We start from the raw sequence: 22,917 nt of genomic DNA, 5'->3' as shown, positions 1-22,917 counted from the left end.
CCAACGCCTTAAGTGTCCGCGCCCCTTTGTCGATTGCAGCAACGGTGCGCCAGATATAGTTGGCCGTGTAAAGGCCTGGGGGATAATATGCGATTTTACAAGTTTGCCTTCATTTTCTGTTAGCCGACAAACGCCAATTTTCTTTCTGGCCATTAAACATCCAGCTCCTCCACGAACTTCGCGTTTTCCTGGATGTACTGGAAGCGGAGCTCGGGTTTCTTGCCCATCAGGCGCTCGACCAAATCGCCGGTTTCGCCCGGCTCGTCCTCGTCGATGGTGACGCGGATCAGCTTGCGGGTCTTGGGGTCCATCGTGGTCTCTTTCAAATCCTTGGCGTCCATTTCGCCAAGACCCTTGAAGCGGGAGACGTCGATCTTGCCCTTGCCGCCGAGGCCCTTTTCCAGCCATTTGTCGCGCTCGGCCTCATCGAGGCAGTAGACGCGGCGCGCACCCTGGGTCAGGCGGAACAGCGGCGGGCAGGCGAGGTAGAGGTGGCCGCCGTCAATCAGCGGGCGCATCTGGGTGAAGAAGAAGGTCATCAGGAGCGAGGCGATATGGGCGCCGTCGACGTCCGCGTCGGTCATGATGATGATCTTGTCATAGCGCAGATCGTCGAGGTTGAATTTGGTGCCAAGGCCGACGCCAAGCGCCTCGCAGAGGTCGTTGATCTCCTGATTGGAGCCGAGTTTGTTGGAGGCCGCGCCCAGCACGTTCAGGATCTTACCCTTGAGCGGCAGCAGCGCCTGATTGACCCGGTTGCGCGCGCCCTTGCCGGAACCGCCCGCGGAGTCGCCCTCGACAATGAACAATTCGGTGCCGGCGCGGTCCTTGGAGGTGCAGTCGGTCAGCTTGCCGGGCAGGCGCAGTTTCTTGGTGGCGGATTTGCGCTGGGTCTCTTTCTCCTGCTTGCGGCGCAGGCGTTCCTCGGCGCGCAGCACGAGAAAGTCGAGGATGGCGCCGGCCGATTTGGTGTCAGCCGCCAGCCAGTTGTCGAAATGATCGCGGACCGAGTTTTCCACCATCTTGGCGGCGGCCTCGGTCGACAGGCGGTCCTTGGTCTGGCCGACAAAGGCGGGATCGGCGATGAAGCAGGAGACCAGCGCGCAGCCGCCCGCCATCAGGTCGTCGCGGGTGATGTTGCCGGCCTTCTTGTTGCTGACCAGCTCGCCGTAGGCCTTGATCCCTTTTAGGATTGCGGCCCAGAAGCCGGCCACATGGGTGCCGCCCTCGGGTGTGGGGACGGTGTTACAGTAGGACTGGGTGAAGCCGTCGCGGGACGGGGTCCAGTTGATCGCCCATTCCACGTATCCCGGCGCGTTGAATTTCTCGCGGAACTCAACCTTACCGGCAAAGGGCTGGTCGGCGTAGACGGAGGATTTGCCGAGCACCTCTGTCAGGTAGTCCTTGAGGCCGCCGGGGAAGTGGAAGGTGGCCTCGGTCGGGGTCTCATTGTCGTCGATTTCCGATTTCCAGCGGATTTCGACGCCGGAGAACAGATAGGCCTTGGAGCGCACGAGGGTAAACAGGCGCTTGGGCTTGAACCGGTGGGAGCCGAAGATCTGCTCATCGGCGTGGAATGTGACGAAGGTGCCGCGCTTGTTGGGGGCGGCGCCGATTTTTTCCACCGGACCCTGGGGGAGGCCGCGCGAGAAACGCTGTTCGAAGAGTTCCTTGTTCTTGGCCACTTGCACGACCATGGAATCCGACAGCGCGTTCACCACGGAGGAGCCGACGCCGTGCAGACCGCCCGAGGTCTGATAGGCCTTGCCGGAGAATTTGCCGCCTGCGTGCAGGGTGCAGAGGATCACCTCAAGTGCCGATTTGTCCGGGAACTTCGGGTGCGGGTCGATCGGGATGCCACGGCCATTGTCGGAGATGGTGACGGAAAAATCGGCGTGCAGCGTCACCTCGATCCGGTTGGCGTGGCCGGCGACGGCCTCGTCCATGGAGTTGTCTAGGATCTCGGCGACCATATGGTGCAGCGCGCGCTCATCGGTGCCGCCAATATACATGCCGGGGCGCTGGCGGACCGGTTCGAGGCCTTCCAGAACCTCGATCGAGGAAGCGTCATAGGTCTCAGAAGCGGGCGTGCTGAGGAGGTCGTCGGCCATATGCGGGGCTGCTCTTGGTTGGTTTTGATTGGCCGCCATTATGGCAGGTGTTGGGGCCGGGTGGAAGAGGCACGCAAGGGGCTGTGGATAAGGCAGGGCAGGGCGCGCGGCGATCAGTTTATCGGTGGTAAGGCCGGGCAACTGGGTGCGGCGATATTCTTCGTGCGGTGCCTGGGCTTGCGGGCTACACCTGTGGGCAGCGGCAGGCAGGAGGAGGGCGCGCGGGTGGCTGAGACAGGGATCAAGACGCAGGATTGGGCGGTGTTCCGCGCTGAGGCGCAGCGGATGCTGGAGGCGGCGCTGGACCAGATGCAAGAGGCAGCGGAGCGCCCCTGGCAGCCGGTGCCGGAGGATATTGACGCGCGCTATGCGGTGACGGCGGAGGCGCTGGGGCCGCAAGAGACGGTCGACCGGATCATCCGCGATGTGCTGCCCTATCACGGTGGCAACACCCATCCGCGGTTCTGGGGCTGGGTGCAGGGATCGGGTCTGGCGACGGATCTAATCGCCTCGGTTGCGGCGGCGGCGGTCAATGCCAATATGGGCGGGCGCGACCATGGCGCGAACTACATGGAGCGCGCGGTTGTCGACTGGACGCGCCGCAAAATGGGGATGCCGGAGGGGGCCAGCGGCATTCTGGTGACCGGCACCTCGCAGGCGACGGTGATTGCCTTTCAGGCGGCGCGGCTGCGGGTGCTGAAGGATGTCCGCAAGACCGGCCAGGGCGCGGTGCGGCTGACCGCCTATGCGGGCGAGGGCGTGCATAATGCCTCGCTGAAGGCGGTGGAGCTGTTGGGTATCGGTTCGGACAATCTGCGCAAGGTGCCGCTGGTCGATGGCCGGCTGGACTGCGCGGCCTTGGCCCGGATGGTGGCCGAGGATCGGGCCAAGGGCGCGCTGCCCTTTCTGCTGGTGGGCAATGCGGGCACCGTGGATCTGGGGCAGTTCGACGATCTGAATGCCTTGGCCGATGCGGCAGCGGATCTGGGGCTGTGGCTGCATGTGGACGGGGCCTTTGGCGCCTGGACGCGGATCGCGGCGGAGCCTTACCGGTCGCTGAGTGACGGGATCGGCCGGGCCGACAGCATCGCGCTGGATTTCCACAAATGGATGTATGTGGGCTATGACTGCGGCATGGCGCTGCTCAGGAACGAGGACGAGCACCGCGCGGCCTTTGCGGCGCGGCCTGCCTATCTGGAAGGGGCCGAGCGCGGGCTGGCGGGCGGTGAGCCGTGGTTCTGCGACTATGGCATCGACCTCAGCCGTGGCAACCGGGCGCTGAAGGTCTGGACGGCGCTTGAGACCTATGGCGAGGCGGCGTTCTGCGAGGCGATCACCGGCAATTGCGAGCTGGCGGCGCTGATGGCGGCTGAGGTTGAGGCGCAGCCGCTGATGGCACTGGGCGCGCCGGTGGTATCGAATATCTGCGTCTTCACCGCGCGCAGCGATCTGACGCCGGAGGCGCAGTCTGTGATCAACGCGCATATTGCCCAGACCCTGCAGGAAAGCGGCGAGGCGGTGTTCTCGACCACCCGTGCGGAGGGCCGCGTGATGCTGCGCGCGGCGATCACCAATCACCGCAGCCGCGCGGCGGATGTGCGGGCGGCGATTGCCGCGGTGGCGCGGGAGGCGTCGGCGTAGGGTCTTTTGCCGGTCCTCCGAGGTACAAGGTCAGGCGCAGGCCGTGCGGCTGGCGCCTCACGTCCCGGGACTGGGCGGGACCTGACGCTCCGTTTTGCCTTCCATTGCCGTTGGCAGCCGCTACTCTCGGGTCAGACAATCAGGGAGAGTGACATGGCCTGGATCAGGACCGTTCCGTTTGAAGAGGCAACCGGCAAGCTGAAAAAGCTCTACGAGCGGGTGACCGGGCCGGGCAACAATGTCGACAACATCATGATGGTGCACAGTCTGCGGCCGCATTCGATGGAAGGGCATATGGCGCTTTACAAGAATGTGCTGCACCACAGCGGCAACAGCCTGCCGAAATGGTATCTGGAGGTGCTGGGAGTCTGGGTCTCGTCCCTGAATGACTGCGCCTATTGCGTGGAGCACCATTTTGCCGGCCTCCAGCGGCTGCTGGCGGATGAGGCGCGGGGGCTGGAGATCCGCGCCGCGATCGAGGCGCGCAACCCGCAGCTGGCGCCGTTGGATCCGGCGCAGCGGGCCGGGCTGGTCTATGCGCGCAAGCTGACCGAAGCCCCGGCCGCGCTGATCGAGGCGGATATCCATGCGCTGCGGGCCGCCGGTCTGGATGACGGGCAGATTCTGGAGATCAATCAGGTCTGCGCCTATTTCTCCTATGCCAACCGCACCGTGCTGGGGCTGGGCTGTTCGATCCGGGGGGATGTGCTGGGGCTGAGCCCCAACAACAGCGACAATCCGGAGGACTGGGGCCACAGCTGATCCCGGCGATCAGGCAGCGACCGGCTTGGTCAGGATCGGGCGCAACAGGGTGAAGACGGGTGCCAGCACGAGGGCCGCGCTACAGATCGCGGCCTTTGGATCCACCGGCGACGTGAGGTCGAGATCAGACCACAGGGTCAGCGACTTGCGGCGCAGGAGATCGGCGTGGGGATGGGTCTGATCCTGTGGCCCCGGCACCCGTTTCAGCTCAGCCGCATTGGGTCGAAACCCCTTGAGGGTGAGGATATCCAGCAGCGCCGCCAGCTCATCCGCAAAGCCGCTGTCGGGGGGCTGTCTGCGCCCGTCGATCTGGTCGAGGCCTGCCGTCGGATAGACCCGGACCAGCGGCCGGCCCGCAACCGCAATGCGCCAGCGGCTGAGCGCAGCACCGTCAAGGCTCATGACACCGCCGCCGACGCGCAGCCGGGCCGGGTCGATGCCAAAGAACAGCCCGGCCCCCGGCAGCAGCGGCAGCTTCCACAGCATATGCAGATGGGTGTGATAGGGGGTCTTGTCCCTGGAAAACCGCAGATCGCGCTGGGGCCGGAACAGCTTGCCCTGAATGCCGGGGTGATGCGGGCGCAGGTAATCGGCAACCTCGGCCAGCAGCGCCTCTGCCGGGCGGCGCAGCTGGTCGTCATAGCGGGCCTTATGCGTCTGGAACCAGTCGCGGCTGTTGTTCTGCGACAGCTCCGTCAGGAAGGCCTGCGCATCAGGGATCAGCTGGCGTGTGAGATCGGACATGCAGGCGCTCCTTGCTGGCGATGATCGGCACCGCCAGCATATCACATTTGCCGCAGATCGTACGCATAAGACGGCGCGCATGACCGGCACGGCAGAAGCCGACGGGCAGATTGCAACCGGAGCGGAAATGAGGCTTGCCGTCCTGTCGACCCGTGCCTAAGGCTTGCATATGACACAGAGATTGCCCGCGCCCGCCCCGAACACACTCCTCGCCCATAGTCGCGCCATTGCCGTGCTTGGCCTGCCGTTGATTGGCGGGCATGTGGCGCAGTTTGCCATCGGGCTGACCGATACGGTGATGCTGGGCTGGTATGGGGTCGATGAGCTGGCGGCGGTGACGCTGGGCTCGTCCTATTTCTTCTCGATCTTCCTGTTCGGATCCGGCTTTGCCTTTGCTGTGATGCCGATGGTGGCCGCCGCAGCCGGTGCCGGCGAAGAGCGTCAGATCCGGCGTTCTACCCGCATGGGGCTTTGGCTGTCGCTGGTCTACGGGGTGCTGGCGATGCCGCTGTTGTGGTGGTCAGAGGCGATCCTGCTGTTGCTGGGCCAGGAGGAGAAGGTGGCCCATGACGCAGCGGAATACCTGCGGATTGCAGGCTGGGCGCTGTTTCCGGCGCTGCTCTATATGGTTGCGAAATCCTATCTGGCGGCGCTGGAACGGACCCAGATCGTGCTGTGGCTGTCGGTTTTTGGGGCGGTGGTGAACGGGCTGGTGAACTATGCGCTGATCTTTGGCAACTGGGGCGCACCTGAACTGGGGATTGCCGGGGCGGCGCTGGCCTCGCTGGTGACCAATGGCCTGTCCTTTGTGCTGGTGCTGGTCTACGCGCTGAAGGCCTTGCCGGAGCATGAGCTGCTGAAGAATTTCCAGCGCCCGGACTGGGAGATGCTGGGCCGGGTGCTGCGCATGGGGCTGCCGATCGGGCTGACCACGCTGGCCGAGGCCAGCCTGTTTGCGGCCTCGGCGATGATGATGGGCTGGCTGGGCACGGTGCCGCTGGCGGCCCATGGTATCGCGATTTCGCTGGGCGGGCTGACGTTCATGGTGCATCTGGGGCTGTCGAATGCGGCGACCATCCGGGCGGGCAATGCCTATGGCCGCGGCGACCGCGCGCATCTGGCACGCGGCGGCAAGGTGGTGACGCTGATGTCGCTGCTGGTATCGTCGGTGGCGATTGTCCTGTTCCTGACCGTGCCCGGCCCGCTGATGTCGCTGTTTCTGGACAGCGCCGACCCGCAGAAGGCCGAGATCCTGCTGATCGGCGGCGTGCTGCTTGCGGCGGCGGCGCTGTTTCAGCTGATGGATGGTATGCAGGTCATCGCGCTGGGCCTGTTGCGCGGTGTCCAGGACACCGGCGTGCCGATGGTGATTGCGGGGCTCAGCTATTGGGCGGTGGGGATACCGGCCTCTTATCTGCTGGGCTTTACCTTCGGCATGGGCGGGCTTGGCGTCTGGCTGGGGCTGGTGATCGGCCTGTCGGCGGCGGGGCTGTTCCTGATGATCCGGTTCTGGCGCCGCTCGATCAAGCAGGTGGGCGCCCCCTCCGCAACGCTGACCACCGGATAACGGCACGGAGGCACCTGTCAGCCACGCACCGGAAAGGGGGCGGTATCGCCCCCTTTGGTTCTCTTGCCGGGTCATCACCGCGACCACCGCTAGCCGTCGCGGCGCGGGCTAGTTGCTGATCGGTGCCAGCAGATCGGGGTTGGTCACCAGATTGCGGACGCCATGGGCGTGGGTCTCGTTGAAATAATTATGCTCGAGCCAGGTGCCGACGCTGTGGATATTGACGCGGATCACCTTGGGTCGGACGCTCCAGGTGACCTGAAACGGGGAGCCTGTGGTATTGTACCCCGGACCGGTGGTGGAGCCGGCATAGCTGATCGGGGTGCCGGAATTGGCCGGGATGTTCTGCGCCTGATAGAGGTTGTTTCGGACGGTGAGACGGGTCAGCTCGGTGAAATCGGCGGCGTTTTCGTCATTGACCAGCACATAAACCTGCGCCTCAACCCGCAGCTGCGGGTTCTTGATCGCTTCGCTGAGGCAGGCGCCCAGCGTTGGCCCCGGGGTCACCTGCGCGGTGGTGTGGACGTAATGCACCTCGATGGTGTCGCCCGGTTGCAGATCGCCGTGGCCGCCCTCGGCGCCGATGGGGCTGTCCAGCGGCGCCAGTTCTGCCTCGCTCAGCGTGCCGTCATATTGATAGCCGGTGCCATAGCCCTTGCCATCGCCATTGCCCGCGTAGCTGGTGAATTCACCGCCGCGATGTTCTGCGTTTTCATGGAAATGGATATTGCAGAGGTTCATCTCGGTGGCGGGCGGTGCCGCGCTGAAGACGCGCAGGTTCTGCCCCTCGACCATGTCGATGTCGCGCGGCGATTGCGGACCAAATCCGGCCCCGAAGGTGCTCATGGCCAGTGCCGCACGTTGCCGGTCGATTTCGCTGTCCTTGACGGTCTGCGCACTGTCTGCGGCCAGTGCGACACCGCTGGCGAGGGTCAGGGCGGCAAAAGCGGGCATGATCGAAATATATGACGTCATCGGGAATCCTGTTGTGACTGAATGATACTGGTAACAGTGGCGGCAGTGGCGGATCTGCGCAGGACCAGAACAGGGGGCCGGGGTGATCGCGCTACAGTCCGAAACTGCCGCCAATGGTTCCTATAATGATTGTGTGATAAAAATATTAATCGCCTTATGGTTGCCATTGCAACCCACCCCTCACCGAAGGGCTGGCGGTGGCGTCCAGCGACAGAGGACGTAAGGAGCGGCCGCCCGACACGCATGATGTGCAAGCCGCCAAAGATCCGCGCGTACGCATCGGGTGATGTTCAGATCCGGCGCCACCGATGGCCGGTCATGCCCACGCTGATCAGGAGGGGTCGCTGTCCTTGGCGCCACGGGCCAGATGATCGGCCTTCTTGCGCACCAGCACCGAGCGCAGGTCGTGCATGGCGAGCAGCAGCTGGTCGGTGATCTCCTCCAGCTGCGCGGCGCTGGCCTTGCTTTGTGCCCAATGGGCGGTGCTGTTCAGATGCTCGATGGTGCGGTGAATGTCATCCATCTCGCGCATGGCCAGCGTCTCGCGGCGCTGATCCATCCAGCTGCGGATCGCGTTCAGATCCTCGGCACTGAGGTCACGGTCGCCATGGGCGCGGATCTCGCCGCTGCGCAGCTTCACCACGGCGATCTGATCCATGTCCAGCCGCCGCTGCCGGTTCTCACTATCGACGCGGAACACAAAGGCTCCGTTGTCGCGCAGGCGAAAGTAATAGTCCGGCAGGGAGGCAGCCATGCGAAACGCTCCGTTCAGCGCAGCGCGGCGCAGAAGGCCTGAATGCGGCGGCAGGCCTCGGTCAGGACGTCATCGGCCGCGGCGTAGCTGATACGGAAGTTCGGCGACAACCCATAGGCGGCGCCATGGACCACGGCCACATTGGCCTCCGCCAGCAGCGCCTTGGCAAAGGCCTCGTCGTCAGTGATCTTGACGCCCCCGGCAGAGGTGCGCCCGATCAGCGCATGGATGGAGGGGTAGACATAGAAGGCCCCATCCGGCACCGGGCAGGCAACGCCTTCGATCTGGCTGAGCATCGAAATCACCAGATCGCGGCGACGGCGGAACACAGCGGTATTGGGCAGGATGTAATCCTGGGTGCCATTCAGCGCCTCAACCGCAGCCCATTGGCTGATGGTGCAGGGGTTCGATGTGGATTGCGACTGGATCTTGCGCATCGCGTCGATCAGATGCTTGGGACCGGCGGCATAGCCGATCCGCCAGCCGGTCATCGCATAGGCTTTGGAGACGCCATTGCAGGTCAGCGTGCGGTCATAGAGCCGCGGTTCGATCTGCGCCGGTGTGCAGAAGGTGAAATCATCGAACACCAGATGCTCATACATGTCATCGGTCATCACCCAGACATGCGGGTGGCGCAGCAGCACCTCGGTCAGCGCCTTCAGCTCCTCCGGGTGGTAGCCGGCCCCGGTCGGGTTCGAGGGTGAGTTGAAGATGAACCATTTGGTCTGCGGCGTGATTGCCTCCTCCAGCTGGGCCGGGGTGATCTTGAACCCGGTCTCCAGCGAGGAGTCGACACAGACCGGCGTGCCACCGGCCAGCCGCACCATATCCGGGTAGGACACCCAATAGGGGGTCGGGATTACCACCTCATCGCCGGGATTGAGCGTTGCCATCAGCGCATTGTAGAGGATCTGCTTGCCGCCGGTGCCAACCGAAACCTGCGCCGGGGTATACTCCAACCCGTTGTCGCGGGCGAATTTATCGCAGACCGCCTGCTTCAGCTCGGGGATGCCGTCGGGGGCGGTGTATTTGGTCTTGCCTGCCTGAATGGCGCGGATCGCGGCGTCCTTGATATTGTCGGGCGTGTCAAAGTCAGGCTCACCGGCGCTCAGGCCGATCACGTCACGGCCGGCCGCACGCAGTTCAGCGGCCAGCGTGGTGACGGCGATCGAGGGTGACGGTTTGACGCGGGAGAGGCTATCGGACAGAAATTGCATGGAAAGACCTCTGTTTGAATGTCATCTAGAACTGTCATAGGGTGCCGCTAACTTCCGATCAAGCGGGATCAGGAGACCGACAAACCGATAGGCCAACAGGAGCGGGCAAATGAGCAACGACGACATGAATTGGTATGGCCCCGACGCGGCAACCTTTGGTGACCGGGTGGCCGCTGCACGCGATGCAGCAGGCATGACCCAGGCGCAGCTGGCCCGTCGGCTGGGCATCAAGAAATCGACCCTGACCGGCTGGGAACAGGATCTGTCGGAACCGCGCGCCAACAAGCTGTCGATGATGGCGGGGCTGCTGAATGTGTCGATGCGCTGGCTGCTGACCGGCGAGGGCGAAGGCATGGAAGCCCCGGCTGGCGAACAGATGCCGCAGGATCTGGCGGCGGTGATGACCGAGCTGCGCCAGCTGCGCGAGGATCTGCGCAGCAATGCTGACCGGGCGGCACGGCTGGAAAAACGCCTGCGCCTGGTGATGGAAGGCAGCGCACAATGAGCGAACTGCCTGCCCACCGGCTGAAGCGGTTGCAGATGCGCTCGATGCGGCGCGGAATCAAGGAGATGGATATTCTTCTTTCCGCCTATGCCGAGCGGACACTGGTCACGATGGGCCCGGCGGATCTTGATCTCTACGACCTGCTTTTGCAGGAGAATGATCAGGATCTGTACCAGTGGGTGACGGGGCAGGTGGCGCCGCCGGATCGGTTCTCGGCGCTGATCGACGACATAGCGCAAACCCATCAAAAAGAATAAAATTTCAGCTTAACGGATTTTTCGGGAATTTTCCGCATTGTTGCTCTCAGACACCATCGAGTCGGAGATGCGGATGAGTATGGAAATGCCAATCGGCCAGCAGGACACCAAAGGGTTCATGACTGGCTACCTTGAGGCGCTCGCAATGGTTGAGCGTCTTCACCGTCTGCTGCTGGACGTCATCAAGGACGAGTTTGAGCGTGTCGGCGTGCTGGAGATCAATGCGGTTCAGGCACTGCTGCTGTTCAATATCGGCAACAATGAGGTCACGGCGGGCGAATTGAAATCACGCGGCTACTATCAGGGCAGCAATGTCAGCTACAACCTGAAGAAACTGGTCGAGATGGGCTATATGCACCACCAGCGTTGCGAGATTGATCGCCGTTCGGTCCGGGTGCGCCTGACCGAGCGCGGTCGCGAGATTCGTGATATTGTTGCGGCGCTGTTTTCGCGCCACGCAGAAGGCCTGGAAGGCAAAGGTGTGATCAGCAGCGAGGGCATCGCGGATATCACAGCCTCGCTGAAGCGGGTGGAGCGTTACTGGTCCGACCAGATCCGCTACATCTATTGAGCCGGGTTTTGCACGCCTGAAACGGGGCGTGTTCCATCGGTCGCAACGCATATCCCTCTCGGCAGAACGCCGACTATCACCGATCTGCCTGACCCTTTTGATTTGCTGCGCGGCAGCTGATCTGACCAAGCCATACCGACGCTGACCGGGCAGAAGGCCGGGAGCGGAGCGGATCCGGGGACCAGAAGGCCCATCAGGCTTGGACCATCTTTTCGGACAGCAGCATGGCTGACACACCACCGGGGCAACCGGCTGGTGCAATTTTGCGTGCCCTGCGGGTTGGCGTGCCCTGATGGTGCGGCTGGGACGGGATGGTGCGGTTGGGGTGTGCGGTGCGGCTTGGCGGCCTGCGCGCAGGGCGGCACAGATATGCCGCAGAGGTCAGGCGCCGGGAGGACAGGGCGCGCGATGATGGTGCTGCCCTCCTGGCGGTTGCGGCTTACCAGCTGCCGGTGTTTTCCATGCTGGCCCAGGGTTCTGCCGGGTCCAGCGCGTCGCCGTTTTGCAGCAGTTCGATCGAGATATTATCGGGCGAGCGGACAAAGGCCATGTGGCCGTCGCGCGGCGGGCGGTTGATGGTGACACCATTGTCCATCAGATGCTGGCAGGTGGCGTAAATATCATCCACACCATAGGCCAGATGGCCGAAATGGCGGCTGTCGCTGGGCAGGCCATCATCGCCGTCCCAGTTATAGGTCAGCTCGATCGGGGTTTCTTCCTGCCCTTCGGCGGCCATGAAGATCAGCGAGAAGCGGCCTTTTTCGCTGTCGTAGCGTCGGGTCTCCTTGAGACCCAGCAGCTGGTAGAAGGCCATGGATGTCTCTAGGTCTTTGACGCGAACCATAGTGTGCAGATATTTCAGCGGCATCGGTGTGTTCCTCATGTCAGGACGGCTGGCCCAGGGGCGCGGCCTCGTGTCAGATATCTCAGGCCCCTGACCATAATGCGTCCGGAGCCGGTGACCAGAGCGATTGCGGGATCCGCTTAGAATTTGGACTGAACACCCAGCGAGAGCGATAGCTCGCGCGACTGGAAACGGCTGTGATTGCTGTCTTTTTTGCCCGCGCGCAGGCGCAGCGTCGGGGCAAATCCGGCATAGTCGTAGTCTTCGAAGAAGAGGTTCACATCGGCATAATAGGACCGGTCTTCGCGGCCATCGGCCAGATAGCGGGCGGGGAAGCCTGCGATGAACTGCGGGTAGTCGGATTGGCCAAGGATCAGTCCGGTGCTGATTTTGGCCGGCCCCAGCGGTTTGGCGAAGTGATAGCCGAGCCGCAGCGTGGCGCTGCGGCTGGAGGTGTTCACATGGCCTGATCTGCTGTCGCGCAGTGCAAGGCTGACGTCGATCTGATCGCCATTTTGCAGCCCGCGATTGACACGGAGGCCCAGGCCGAACACCTCGCCATCCTGCGAGGGGCCGCGCGGGTCGAGCCGCTGTTCTGCCATGCCATCCAGTGTCAGTCCGGTGCGCGCTGACAGCTGCCAGCTGCGCCGGGCGGTCAGTTTGACCAGATCATAGCTTTTGTCGCCGCCATACCAGGCGGTCCCAAAGCTGAGCCCGAGGGCGGCGGAGCCTTTGCGTTCGGGCGGGCCAGCGGCAAAGGCATGGGTCAGGGTGATCTCGCCGTAGGTCGATCCGAATTCGCTGTTGCGCGGCACCGTGGTGCCGGACTGCTGGGCGAGGGGGGCGGCCTTGGCCTTGGCGGCTGACGACAGTGCCACCCGCTGGACATAGCCGCGCGCGCTCAGCGTGGTGAGGCTGCTGCGGCTTTCCCGCAGGCGGTAGCCGATCGCGGCATCGAGCACGGCAACGGTCCCCTCCAGTGCCACCGACCGGGGACCAAATCGGCCCAGTGTCGGCACGCCGTCGATCACTTCCAGCGTGTTGTCGGCGCCGTTGTTGACGTTGTTTGAGGGCTTCAGCTCGCCGCGCAGCTGGAAGGACCAGGGGTTGATCCGCCGCAGGACCTTATAGTCGGCGGCGATGCGTGTTTCGCTGATCTCATCGGGGGCGTGAATGGCGGTGCGGCGCAGCCAGACCTGCGCCAGCGTCGGCCGGGCGTCCTGCACCGCCAGCCGTGCGGCCAGCTGGGCTGCGCGGAATTTGCCTGCGCTGTCGGGGGCAAAGCGATAGGCGCGCGCCGCAGAGCGGCGCCCGGCGCCGGGCGATTTCAGCTGCGCCTGCGCGGCGGCCCGCAGGTACCAGGCCAGGTGATCGCGCCGGTCGGCCCGCAAGAGGGCGCGGGTCAGGTCCAGCGTCAGCTCCGGTTTGCCGGTGCCAAGGGAATGCGCCGCCAGCAGGCGGCCCTGTTCCAGGCTGAGATGATGTTCGGGGGTCGGCTCGGTCGCCGTTGCCGGCGCTGCGTGCAGCAGCGCCAGCGTCAGGGCTGCGGCCAGACAGCGCCGCATGAGATCAGGGTACCGGCTGATCGCAGACGGCCGAACTTTCTGCGGTGCCGCATTGGCCCAGAACAAAGATCCCGTATTCCTCGATGCCGTCGATATTCTCGACGTGGTTCTGGGCAAAGACGGACCCGGCAACCGATGTGGCATCGGTCCCGGCGAAGATGCCGCCATAGGTGCCGACATTGGTGCGGGTGCCGTTGACCACCTGCGAGGCGGTGCCGGTAAAGGTGCCATTGTCGGCAATATCGGTGGGCGCGAGGTCGAGTGTTACCAGCGTCTGTGGGGTGCCGCCCGCTGTGGTCGGCTCAATCTGGCGGTTGTAGATGGTGCCATTGACGACATTGTCGCGGAAATCGGCATTGACGAAGGCATCGCCGGTGACCTCGGCCGACTGGGCCGGGCGAATGTCAGCCGGGGTGCCGGGGGAGACGGGCAGCAGATCGCCGCCATCGCCTGCGATGTTCATCAGGCCCACGTAGGTGCCAGCATAGCTCACCACACCTCCAGAGGCGACGTCTTCGGTCGGGGCGGAATAGCCGCCGCGACGGCCAAAGCTGGTGCCGGCAAAATAATAGGAGAACTGACCGCCGGTGGCGACGGCCACTGCAAAGCCGCCGTTTTCGATTTCACGGACATAGGCGGTGACATGACGGTCAAGCGAGCTGTCCTGCGCGGTATAGGCCTGATAGCCCTCGCGGTCGAGCGCCGGGCGGCGGCGGTAGTTGGCGGAAAACGGTGTGTCGTCAAGGCTGAGACCGCTGATCACCAATGTGCCCGCAGCGGCGTCATAGGCGACGCTATCAACGTCAGATGCCAGCACTTCGGGGACAATCGGATCGGTGGTGCCACCATCGGTATCATCCCCCGTGTCAAAGGGGTTGGTACCCCCGCCACATGCCGACAGCAGCGTTGCTGCCGCAAGTCCAAGCATTGCCCGCTTCATATGAACTGACCTCAAATTTTCTTTGTTTGCGGCAGTGTCTTGTCATGGTTGCGGAAAGTCAATTGAATTGCCGCGCCGCCTGGGCCGTCCGTAGCCGACCGTGGCGCATCGGTGACCTTTTTGTTGCGGGGTGCGCGGGGCAGGGCAAGCCGCTAGGGTGTGGATCAGCTGCGCCACTTTGGGGGCAGATGTCCGAATGGATATCGGGCAGGTGTCTGGGCGGCTGTCTGGCCGACTGTCTGGGCAGGTGTCTGGGTGCGGGGCGCCCTGCGGCTGCGGCTTACACACTCTTGAGATCGGGGGCGGCGGCAGGCTAGACAGAGGAGAAAACCTGCGGGCGCGCTCTGCGCCCCGACGGCAGGCAGATCACGAGGGAGAGATCGCAATGCGCCAGTACCATGAGGCCCTGCAGTATATTCTGGAACACGGCGAGGCCAGCAGTGACCGCACCGGCACCGGGACCATCTCCTGTTTCGGGATGCAGACCCGCTATCCGCTGGCCGAGGGATTCCCGCTGGTGACCACCAAGAAGCTGCATCTGCGTTCCATCATCCACGAGCTTCTGTGGTTCCTGTCCGGCGACACCAATATCGGCTACCTGAAGGACAATGGCGTGTCGATCTGGGACGAATGGGCGGATGAGAACGGCGACCTCGGGCCGGTCTATGGTCATCAGTGGCGGCATTTTCCACGGCTTGAGCTGGTCCCCGGCACCAGTGGCGATGAGCCGCTTTATCGGGCGGGCACGGTCGATCAGATTGCGCAGCTGGTGGAGATGATCCGCAAAAGCCCCGACAGCCGCCGCCTGATTGTCACCGCCTGGAACCCCGGCGACGTGCCCGATATGGCGCTGCCGCCCTGCCATACCCTGTGGCAGGTGCGGGTGCAGGGGCGGCGGATGCACCTGCAGCTCTACCAGCGGTCGGCAGATATGTTCCTCGGCGTGCCGTTCAACATCGCCTCTTATGCGCTGCTGCTGAAGATGCTGGCGCATGTGACCGGCTATGAGGCGGGGGATTTCATCCATACCATCGGTGATGCCCATATCTATTCCAACCATATGGATCAGGTGACCCTGCAATTGTCGCGTACGCCGCAGCCGCTGCCGGAGCTGCGCATCACGCGCGACGTGCCCTCCATCTTTGACTTCAAATATGACGATTTCGAAGTGCTGAATTACACCCCCGATCCGGGCATCAAAGCTCCGGTTGCGGTTTGAGAGAGGACTGACATGATCACGCTTATTGTTGCCCGCGACCAGAATGGCGCCATTGGCAAGGACAATACGATCCCCTGGCAGGCGCCGGAGGATCTGAAGTCTTTTCAGCGCGAAACGCTGGGCGGGGCTTTGATCATGGGGCGCAATACCTGGGACAGCCTGCCGGTGAAGCCGTTGAAGAACCGGCTTAATCTGGTGGTGTCCTCAAACCCGGATGCCGCGGATCTGGTCTGCCCCAGCATCGAGGCCGCCCTGGCGGAGGCGCGCGCGCAGGGCTATCACCGGATTTACGGCATTGGCGGCGCGCGGATCTACGAAGGTCTGATGGAGATCGCTGACCGGATGCTGATCACCGAGGTCGAGACCGAGGTCGAGGACGCCGATACCTATTTCCCGCCGTTCCGGGCCGGGCAGTGGGGGATCGCCAGCCAGACCCAGATCCGCAGCGAGGCACCGGCCTGCGTGGTGGTGGAGTACATGCGCCGCTAGGTCTGTGCCGCGCGCCGGTCTGTCACAGCCCAGATCACCGGCAGCTCAGATCACCGGCAGCTCTGGCGCCGCACGGGTGCTGAGCAGGCGGCCCCCCTGCGGCGTCACCACGATGTTTTCCTCATGGACCATCATCAGCCCGTCGCCATAGGACAGCGATGGCTCCAGCGTCAGGACCATGTTCTCTTGCAGCTCGGTGGTGTCAAAGGCGGCGTGTGAGGGCTGTTCGGTCAGCTGTAACCCCAGCCCATGACCCAGACGGCCAATGTCGCCGCCGCTGTCGTCCATCTCTGCAATCACCGCAGACATCGCCTGAAACAGATCGCGGCAGCTGTTGCCGGGGCGGGCGGCGGCCAGTCCGGCTTCGGTTGCGCGCCACAGCACATCATAGGCGCGGCGCGCGGTGTCATCAGCATGGCCAATTGCCCAGTTGCGGTCGAAATCGCAGTAATAGCCGTCCAGCACCATGCCGCTGTCCAGCATCAGGATATCCCCCGCCGCCAGCGGTGTGGCATCGGGTGGCGAGATCACATCGGCATAGCCGCCCTGCGCGCTGGCCCCGACCACATAGGGCGCGCCATCGGCCCCCTGCGCCAGCGCCTCGCGGCGAAAGGCGCGGAACACCTCGTCCAGCGGTACATCTTCGCGGGCGAACTCCGGCACCGCAGCAAAGGTCGCAGAGCCAATGGCGCAGATCCGGGCGAGCTTGTCGATTTCCGCCGGGGATTTCACCATCCTCAGCCCCTGCACCAGCCGGGTTGCATCGGCAATGCGAAGGTCGGGCAGGGCGTCCATCAGCCGTTCCCAGTCGCCCAGCGGCATCCGCAGATGGGTCTCATGTCCCTTCATCACGCCAAGCGTCTTCAGCGGCGACAGCGCCTCGACCAGCAGGCTGATGCCGTCATCTTCGGGCGCGGGCGCCGACCAGCAGCGAATATCGTCAAGCCAGCTGCGCCGCATCAGGCTGGCGCCGATTTCGGGAATGATGGCAATCGGTTTGCCGCTGGCGGGGATCAGCACAAACCATGGGCGCGTCGGGCTTTGCCAGAACAGCGTCTGAAAACCGGTGAAATACTGCACGTCGGGTTCGGTCATCAAGAGCAGCGCGTCGAAACCGGCTTCGGCCATACGGGCCTGTGCCCGCCTGGTACGGGCGGCGTATTCTGTTTCGGGAAATCCGCGCATCGCGAGAGGTGCTGTCATGGTGATCTTCTTTGCAGGTGGACCGCCCGTCGGGCGTTGAGGGCTCAGAAACCGGCACCGGGAGGGCACCGGCCTTGGGCAGAGTGTCGGGGTCAGAGGGTTGGCGTCAGCGCGTGGCCGGGATGTTGGAAAATCTGCCCAAACCCCTGCAACTGATCGGTGATTCCGGCCCGGCGCAGGCAGGACCACATCAGCGCCTGATTGGACGTGATCACCGGCTTGCCTGCGGCCTGTTCGATCTCATCCACCACCTCAAGCGCGCGAATGCCGCTACAGGAGAGAAAGATCGCATCGGCCTCCGGCTGATCAATCTCCAGCGCAAATTCCTTCCAGTAGGAGGGTTCGACCCGGCCGAATTCCAGACCGGTTTCCAGCCGCAGCCCCTGAATGTCGAGGATATCAAACCCGGCCGCCAGCAGATATTCCGCCTCGGCGGTGTTGATATCGTCAAGATAGGGCGTGCCGACCACGATCCGCTTGGCGCCGACTTCGCGCAGCGCGTCCATGACGCCGGTAACAATGGTCATCGGCTGTGTCTGCGGCGCGCCCTTGCGGATTTCGCGAAAGACGTTCTCTTCCCGGCAGACAATCGAGCCGGAGGTGCAGCAATAGGCGATGACCTCGGGGTTCATATCCGGTTGCAGCCGGCCGGCCGCCTCGGCCATGTGGTCGATGTGCCGCGCCAAGGTCTCGTTGGTGGTGTAGTCATCGGTCCTGAGCCGGGTGATATGCACGCCGACCCCTTCGGGCGCCATGGCAAAGAGGTCGGTTTCGCAGGCCAGATCGGTGGACATCAGGATAAAGCCGAGACTGGCGCGATGGGCGGTGCCCTTGCCCATCAGCGGGGTGCGGGGGCTGGACTGAACGGTTTGACCGGATTGAAACATCTGAGAAGGTACCTCGCTGTCGGCTCTTGGCCTGTTGACGTTGCGCTGTGAGGAGGGGGGAGGACTGGCTTCTGCGGGCCGGTGCGGCTGCGGTGTCAGCCCGCGTCTGTCTGGTCCAGAACCGTCCGGGCGGCGCGGAAACACTCCAGCCCCTGCGGAACGCCGCAATAGATCGCAACCGCGTGGATAATCGCGCGGATCTCTTCGCGGCTGACACCATTGTTCACCGCCCCCCGGCAATGCAGCTCCCATTCGTGCATCTTGCCAAGCGCGCCGATCATGGCAAGGTTCATCATCGACCGGGTCTTGGCATCTATCGTGTCATCGCCCCAGCCAAAGCCCCAGCACCATGCGGTCATCGCCTCCTGAAAGGGGCGGGTGAACTCATCCGCGGCGGCGAGGTTCTTTTCCACATATTCCGCGCCAAGGGTGGCCTTGCGCTGCTCCAGACCCTTCAGGAACAGATCCTCGTCAAAGGTGCTGGTCCGGTGGGCTGTGGCGCCGGGTGTGTCAGGTGTCGTTGGACGGCTCATCTGCTGGCTCCTTCAGGAAGCGTTTGGCCGTGCGGGCAGCATCGGCGATATGGGTCTCAACCGCCCGGCGCGCGGCCTCAGGGTTGCGGCTGAGAATGGCATCGTGAATGGCGGTCATATGGCTCATGCCGGAGGTTTCGCGGTCCTTTGCCGCGATGGTAAGGGCGCGCAACCGGCTGATCCGACCGTTCAGCCGCTGCACGATATCCCAGGCAATCGTATGGCCGGCCTCAAGGAATATGAGCTGGTAAAAGCCGGTGGTGGCGCGCAACAGATGGCCCCATTCGGTGTCACTCATCGACGCCTCGACCTCGGCAAGCGCGCGGCTGAGGTCGGCGGCAAACTCCGGCCGCTGCACCTCGGCGCTGGCCGCTGCCGCTGCCGCTTCCAGCTGGCGGCGCACATCGTAGATCTGCCGCGCCTGATCCCAGGTCAGGCGGGCCACGACCGGGCCGCGATTGGGGATGATCTCGACCAGCCCTTCAGCCTCAAGATAGCGGATCGTCTCGCGGATCACGGTGCGACTCACACCCAGCTGATCGCAGAGCGGGCGTTCCACCAGCCGCTCACCGGGGGCGAAATGGCCGTCGATGATCGCCTCCCGCATCCGTTCCTGCACGATATCGCGCAGGGTTTGCGGGGCTTTTTCGATTTTGCGGAGCGTTGTCTGGCTGGGTTCCATGGGATTTCCATAGCAGCGCGTCTGGGCTGCGGCAAGTATGATTGACATATTGTATAATGGTATACCATGATACCGCAGCACTGCCGATCAGGAGATTCCCATGCCCGCCATCATCCGCAAAACCCTGCTTCACGTCGAAAAGACCCTGATCGAAGGCGGCAAGGCGGCGCCGGTGCCGCTGACGCTGATTGCCGCCATCGCCGTTATTCGCAATCCTTGGGCAGGGCAGGGGTTTGTCGAGGATCTGACGCCGCAGATCCGGGACTGCGCACCCGGTCTGGGCACCCTGCTGACCGGGATGATTCTGGAGGCCGCAGGCGGTGGTGACCGGGTCGAGGGCTATGGAAAATCCGCCATCGTCGGGATGAACGGCGAGGTGGAACATGCCTCCGCCCTGATCCACACACTGCAATTCGGCAATCCCTACCGCAGCGCTGTGGGGGCCAAATCCTACCTGTCATTCTGCAATACGCGCGGGCCTGCCAATGCGCCGCTGATGATCCCGCTGATGGATAAATGCGATGGCGGCAGACGGTCGCATTACCTCACCATCCAGACCTCCGTCGCCGATGCGCCCGGTGCCGATGAGGTGCTGATCGCGCTTGGCGCGTCGATCGGCGGGCGGCCGCATCACCGGATCGGCGACCGCTATCAGGATCTGAAAGAGCTTGGCAATGATGTCGACAACCCTGCAGCTGTCTGAGCCCACCCGCAGCGTCGCGCTGCGCGACTGCGGGCAGGGGCCTGCGCTGGTGCTCCTGCACGGTGTCGGAATGCAATCGGCAGCCTGGGGACCGCAGATTAAGGATCTGAGCCGGACCCATAGGGTGATTGCGCCGGATCTGCCGGGGCATGGCGGCAGCGCGCCGCTGCCTGCGGACAGCGAACTGCCGGATTTCGTGGTCTGGCTCAGGGATGTGCTGCGGGCGCTGGACCTCGGCCCGGTCAGCCTGGCGGGGCATTCGATGGGGGCGCTGATCGCGACCGGTTTCGCAGTGAGCCACCCGGCGCTGACCACACGGGTGGCGCTGTTGAACGGCGTCTTCTGCCGTGATCCGGCGGCGCGGACGGCCGTTCAGTCCCGCGCCGCTGAGATCGCTGCGGGTCGCTGCGATCTGGACACGCCGCTGGCCCGCTGGTTCGGCGACAGCCCGACGGATATCGACGCCCGCGACCGGGTTGCGGGTTGGCTGAAATCGGTTGATCCCGCAGGCTACGCCACCGCCTATGCGGCTTTTGCGGGGGGCGATGCGACTTATGCCGGACGGCTGGCCGAGATTGCCTGTCCATTTCTGGCCATCACCGGCGATGGCGATCCCAATTCCACGCCCGAGATGTCGCAGGCCATGGCGCTGCGGGTGCGCCGGGGGCGTGCGGTGACCATCACCGGGCACCGCCATATGGTGAACCTGACGGCGCCGGATCTGGTCACCGCCGAACTGCGCAACTGGCTCGCCACGCCCACCCCTGAGGAGGATCCGTCATGACACCCCTTGATCCACGCGCCCTGCGTCAGGCCTTTGGCAGCTTCATGACCGGGGTGACGGTGGTCACCTCCCATGATGCCGGGGGTCGACCCATCGGGTTCACCGCAAATTCCTTTACCTCCGTTTCGCTGGATCCGCCGCTGCTGCTGGTCTGTCTGGCCAATAGTTCGCGCAACTACGGCGCGCTGGTCGGCGGCGAGGGGTTTGCCGTCAATGTGCTGGCGGAGACGCAGATCGAGATTTCCAATACCTTTGCCCGCCCGGCTGAGGACCGGTTTGCGGGCATCAGCTGGCACCGGGGGCCTGCGGGCTCGCCGCTGATCGACGGGGTGTCGGCCTGGTTCGATTGCAGCCTGCACAAGACGGTTGAGGCGGGCGATCATGTGATCCTGATCGGCGAGGTCCGCGCCTTTGGCACCGGCACCAGCCCCGGGCTTGGCTATGCGCGCGGTGCCTATGTGACGCCTGCAATGACCGCAGAGGCGGCGGTGGCCGGTCCAGATCTGGTGATCTCGGCCCTGATCGAGCGCGACGGCGCGGTGCTGCTGGTCGATGACGGATACGGCGGATCTACGTTGCCGGAGGCCGTGGTCGATGCCGAAGGCGCTGCCGCAACCATGCGCCGACTGATCGCCGAAACAGGGCTGAGCGGCGAGCCGGGCTTTGTCTATTCGATCTATGAGGACGTTGCCCGCAAACGCCAGCATATCGCCTTTCTGTGCCATGGCGCCACCGGCACCCCGTCGCGCGGGGTCTTTGTGCCGCTGGACAGCAGCGCGCTGGACGATGTCAGCGATCCGGCGATCCTTGCCATGCTGGACCGTTTCACCCGTGAGGCGGCTCTCGGCGATTTCGGCATCTATTCAGGCAATCAACGCAGCGGCGAAATCCGCCAGATCGCATAACGGTAGGTGGCATCATGCGCTTTTCTCTTTTTGTCCATATGGAACGCACGTCGGCGGAGCAGGACCAGCGGGATCTCTACGATGATTTCGTCACCCTGGCCAAAATCGCCGATCAGGGCGGGATGCACGCGGTCTGGACGGGGGAGCATCACGGGATGGATTTCACCATCGCGCCGAACCCTTTCCTGAACCTTGTCGATCTGGCGCGCCAGACCCGCAACGTGCGGCTTGGCACCGGCACCATCATCGCGCCGTTCTGGCATCCGATCCGCCTTGCAGGGGAGGCGGCGATGACCGATATGATCTTGGACGGGCGGCTGGAGCTCGGCATTGCGCGCGGCGCCTATAGCTACGAATACGAACGGATGGTGCCGGGCATGGATGCCTGGGATGCAGGCCAGCGGATGCGCGCGCTGATCCCGGCGCTGCGGGGACTGTGGCAGGGCGATTACGCGCAGGAGGGGGCCTATCATTCCTTTCCGGCCACCACCTCCTCGCCCAAACCGCTGCAACCGGGCGGCCCGCCGATCTGGGTCGCCGCCCGCGATCCCAACAGCCATGAATTTGCCGTTGCCAATGGCTGCCATGTGCAGGTGACACCGCTGTGGCAGGGGGATGAGGAAATCACCCGGCTGATGGAGACGTTCAAGGCCGCCTGCGTCAAATTCCCGGATATGCCGCGCCCGGATATCATGCTGTTGAACCACACCTATATTGCCGCCGATGCCGCCGACGCCCAGCAGGCAGCGGAGGAGATCAACCGGTTTTACTGCTACTTCGGCGCTTGGTTCAAAAACGAACGGCCCGTGTCGCAGGGGCTGATCGCGCCGTTGAGCGAGGCGGAGATTGCCGCCCATCCGTTCTATTCGCCCGAGGCGATGCTGCGTGACAATGTGATCGCCACCGCCGAAGATGCGATTGCGCGGATAAAAGGGTATGAGGCGCTGGGGTACGATGAATATAGTTTCTGGATCGACAGCGGCATGAGTTCTGAGCGCAAGCGCGCCTCGCTTGAACGGTTCATTCGCGACGTCATGCCGGCCTTTGCCTGAAGGGGAT

At 63.9% G+C, this 22,917-nt stretch carries 25 protein-coding genes; 13 read left to right on the top strand and 12 right to left on the bottom strand.

Annotated features, from left to right (window positions below):
* Positions 1–152: 152 nt before the first annotated feature.
* A complete protein-coding gene (parE, locus tag VWZ87_RS03530; protein WP_340546015.1) occupies positions 153–2,111 on the bottom strand; it encodes a DNA topoisomerase IV subunit B in 1,959 nt (652 codons plus the stop codon).
* Between the two features lie 225 nt (positions 2,112–2,336).
* Here parE and VWZ87_RS03525 point away from each other — a divergent pair, with 225 nt between their 5' ends.
* The gene (locus VWZ87_RS03525; RefSeq protein ID WP_416535698.1) at positions 2,337–3,752 is read left to right on the top strand and encodes a pyridoxal phosphate-dependent decarboxylase family protein; all 1,416 of its coding nucleotides are present in this window, start codon (positions 2,337–2,339) and stop codon (positions 3,750–3,752) included.
* A gap of 153 nt (positions 3,753–3,905) precedes the next feature.
* The gene (locus tag VWZ87_RS03520; protein WP_416535697.1) at positions 3,906–4,514 is read left to right on the top strand and encodes a carboxymuconolactone decarboxylase family protein; all 609 of its coding nucleotides are present in this window, start codon (positions 3,906–3,908) and stop codon (positions 4,512–4,514) included.
* Between the two features lie 9 nt (positions 4,515–4,523).
* On the opposite strand, the gene VWZ87_RS03515 is transcribed toward VWZ87_RS03520, so the two are convergent.
* Positions 4,524–5,258, bottom strand: coding sequence for a DUF2461 domain-containing protein (locus VWZ87_RS03515; RefSeq protein WP_340546012.1), 735 nt, complete (start codon positions 5,256–5,258; stop codon positions 4,524–4,526).
* On the opposite strand from VWZ87_RS03515, the gene VWZ87_RS03510 reads away from it, so the two are divergent.
* Entirely contained in the window at positions 5,257–5,418 is a 162-nt protein-coding gene (locus tag VWZ87_RS03510; protein ID WP_416535696.1) for a hypothetical protein, read from the top strand. The two genes, VWZ87_RS03515 and VWZ87_RS03510, sit on opposite strands and share 2 nt — an antisense overlap.
* Before the next feature lie 9 nt (positions 5,419–5,427).
* The gene (locus VWZ87_RS03505) at positions 5,428–6,825 is read left to right on the top strand and encodes an MATE family efflux transporter (protein WP_416535695.1); all 1,398 of its coding nucleotides are present in this window, start codon (positions 5,428–5,430) and stop codon (positions 6,823–6,825) included.
* A gap of 108 nt (positions 6,826–6,933) precedes the next feature.
* Here VWZ87_RS03505 and VWZ87_RS03500 read toward each other — a convergent pair whose 3' ends face one another.
* From VWZ87_RS03500 to VWZ87_RS03490, 3 genes are all read right to left on the bottom strand, one after another.
* Complete coding sequence (locus VWZ87_RS03500) at positions 6,934–7,800, bottom strand: delta-class carbonic anhydrase (RefSeq protein ID WP_416535694.1); 867 nt, start codon at positions 7,798–7,800, stop codon at positions 6,934–6,936.
* Positions 7,801–8,131: 331 nt separating this feature from the next.
* Positions 8,132–8,554, bottom strand: coding sequence for a hypothetical protein (locus VWZ87_RS03495; RefSeq protein ID WP_416535693.1), 423 nt, complete (start codon positions 8,552–8,554; stop codon positions 8,132–8,134).
* A 14-nt stretch (positions 8,555–8,568) separates the two neighbouring features.
* Positions 8,569–9,771 carry a pyridoxal phosphate-dependent aminotransferase gene (locus tag VWZ87_RS03490; protein ID WP_340546007.1) on the bottom strand — a complete coding sequence of 401 codons (1,203 nt, stop codon included), beginning with the start codon at positions 9,769–9,771 and terminating at the stop codon, positions 8,569–8,571.
* A gap of 109 nt (positions 9,772–9,880) precedes the next feature.
* On the opposite strand from VWZ87_RS03490, the gene VWZ87_RS03485 reads away from it, so the two are divergent.
* From VWZ87_RS03485 to VWZ87_RS03475, 3 genes are all read left to right on the top strand, one after another.
* On the top strand, positions 9,881–10,276 hold the full coding sequence (locus VWZ87_RS03485; protein WP_416535692.1) for a helix-turn-helix domain-containing protein: 396 nt from the start codon (positions 9,881–9,883) through the stop codon (positions 10,274–10,276).
* On the top strand, positions 10,273–10,533 hold the full coding sequence (locus VWZ87_RS03480) for a succinate dehydrogenase assembly factor 2 (protein WP_416535691.1): 261 nt from the start codon (positions 10,273–10,275) through the stop codon (positions 10,531–10,533). Before VWZ87_RS03485 ends, VWZ87_RS03480 begins: the two co-directional genes overlap by 4 nt.
* 73 nt (positions 10,534–10,606) lie before the next feature.
* On the top strand, positions 10,607–11,104 hold the full coding sequence (locus VWZ87_RS03475) for a MarR family winged helix-turn-helix transcriptional regulator (RefSeq protein WP_416535690.1): 498 nt from the start codon (positions 10,607–10,609) through the stop codon (positions 11,102–11,104).
* Between the two features lie 439 nt (positions 11,105–11,543).
* On the opposite strand, the gene VWZ87_RS03470 is transcribed toward VWZ87_RS03475, so the two are convergent.
* The 3 genes from VWZ87_RS03470 to VWZ87_RS03460 all read right to left on the bottom strand — a co-directional run bounded on the left by VWZ87_RS03470 (position 11,544) and on the right by VWZ87_RS03460 (position 14,453).
* A complete protein-coding gene (locus VWZ87_RS03470) occupies positions 11,544–11,972 on the bottom strand; it encodes a VOC family protein (protein ID WP_340546003.1) in 429 nt (142 codons plus the stop codon).
* 116 nt (positions 11,973–12,088) lie between these two features.
* Positions 12,089–13,513 carry a hypothetical protein gene (locus tag VWZ87_RS03465; RefSeq protein WP_416536885.1) on the bottom strand — a complete coding sequence of 475 codons (1,425 nt, stop codon included), beginning with the start codon at positions 13,511–13,513 and terminating at the stop codon, positions 12,089–12,091.
* Positions 13,514–13,517: 4 nt separating this feature from the next.
* Positions 13,518–14,453: a thymidylate synthase gene (locus tag VWZ87_RS03460; RefSeq protein WP_416535205.1), complete on the bottom strand. Its 936-nt coding sequence runs from the start codon at positions 14,451–14,453 to the stop codon at positions 13,518–13,520.
* Positions 14,454–14,838: 385 nt separating this feature from the next.
* Between VWZ87_RS03460 and VWZ87_RS03455 the strand changes: the two genes are divergently transcribed.
* Together VWZ87_RS03455 and VWZ87_RS03450 are read left to right on the top strand one after the other, a co-directional pair.
* Positions 14,839–15,672, top strand: coding sequence for a thymidylate synthase (locus VWZ87_RS03455; RefSeq protein ID WP_416535204.1), 834 nt, complete (start codon positions 14,839–14,841; stop codon positions 15,670–15,672).
* Between the two features lie 12 nt (positions 15,673–15,684).
* The gene (locus tag VWZ87_RS03450; RefSeq protein WP_340545999.1) at positions 15,685–16,161 is read left to right on the top strand and encodes a dihydrofolate reductase; all 477 of its coding nucleotides are present in this window, start codon (positions 15,685–15,687) and stop codon (positions 16,159–16,161) included.
* A 45-nt stretch (positions 16,162–16,206) separates the two neighbouring features.
* On the opposite strand, the gene VWZ87_RS03445 is transcribed toward VWZ87_RS03450, so the two are convergent.
* From VWZ87_RS03445 to VWZ87_RS03430, 4 genes are all read right to left on the bottom strand, one after another.
* Complete coding sequence (locus VWZ87_RS03445) at positions 16,207–17,364, bottom strand: M24 family metallopeptidase (RefSeq protein ID WP_416535203.1); 1,158 nt, start codon at positions 17,362–17,364, stop codon at positions 16,207–16,209.
* Between the two features lie 92 nt (positions 17,365–17,456).
* Positions 17,457–18,251 (bottom strand): arylmalonate decarboxylase, encoded by a 795-nt coding sequence (locus VWZ87_RS03440; RefSeq protein ID WP_416535202.1) that lies wholly within the window; start codon positions 18,249–18,251, stop codon positions 17,457–17,459.
* A 95-nt stretch (positions 18,252–18,346) separates the two neighbouring features.
* The gene (locus tag VWZ87_RS03435) at positions 18,347–18,784 is read right to left on the bottom strand and encodes a carboxymuconolactone decarboxylase family protein (RefSeq protein ID WP_416535201.1); all 438 of its coding nucleotides are present in this window, start codon (positions 18,782–18,784) and stop codon (positions 18,347–18,349) included.
* Positions 18,762–19,466 (bottom strand): GntR family transcriptional regulator, encoded by a 705-nt coding sequence (locus VWZ87_RS03430; protein ID WP_416535200.1) that lies wholly within the window; start codon positions 19,464–19,466, stop codon positions 18,762–18,764. The genes VWZ87_RS03435 and VWZ87_RS03430 overlap by 23 nt, the downstream gene beginning before the upstream one ends.
* 100 nt (positions 19,467–19,566) lie before the next feature.
* On the opposite strand from VWZ87_RS03430, the gene VWZ87_RS03425 reads away from it, so the two are divergent.
* Genes VWZ87_RS03425 through VWZ87_RS03410 form a run of 4 tightly spaced genes read left to right on the top strand, consistent with a single transcriptional unit; the run spans position 19,567 to position 22,910 of the window.
* On the top strand, positions 19,567–20,169 hold the full coding sequence (locus VWZ87_RS03425) for an amino acid synthesis family protein (protein ID WP_340545994.1): 603 nt from the start codon (positions 19,567–19,569) through the stop codon (positions 20,167–20,169).
* A complete protein-coding gene (locus VWZ87_RS03420; RefSeq protein ID WP_416535199.1) occupies positions 20,141–20,953 on the top strand; it encodes an alpha/beta fold hydrolase in 813 nt (270 codons plus the stop codon). Before VWZ87_RS03425 ends, VWZ87_RS03420 begins: the two co-directional genes overlap by 29 nt.
* The gene (locus VWZ87_RS03415; protein ID WP_416535198.1) at positions 20,950–21,858 is read left to right on the top strand and encodes a flavin reductase; all 909 of its coding nucleotides are present in this window, start codon (positions 20,950–20,952) and stop codon (positions 21,856–21,858) included. The genes VWZ87_RS03420 and VWZ87_RS03415 overlap by 4 nt, the downstream gene beginning before the upstream one ends.
* A 14-nt stretch (positions 21,859–21,872) precedes the next feature.
* Positions 21,873–22,910, top strand: coding sequence for an LLM class flavin-dependent oxidoreductase (locus VWZ87_RS03410; protein WP_416535197.1), 1,038 nt, complete (start codon positions 21,873–21,875; stop codon positions 22,908–22,910).
* Positions 22,911–22,917: the final 7 nt, after the last annotated feature.

The organism is Phaeobacter sp. JH20_37 (assembly GCF_048056015.1).
Taxonomy (GTDB): Bacteria; Pseudomonadota; Alphaproteobacteria; order Rhodobacterales; family Rhodobacteraceae; genus Phaeobacter; species Phaeobacter bryozoorum.
This window is presented reverse-complemented; position numbering and strand designations above follow the sequence as displayed.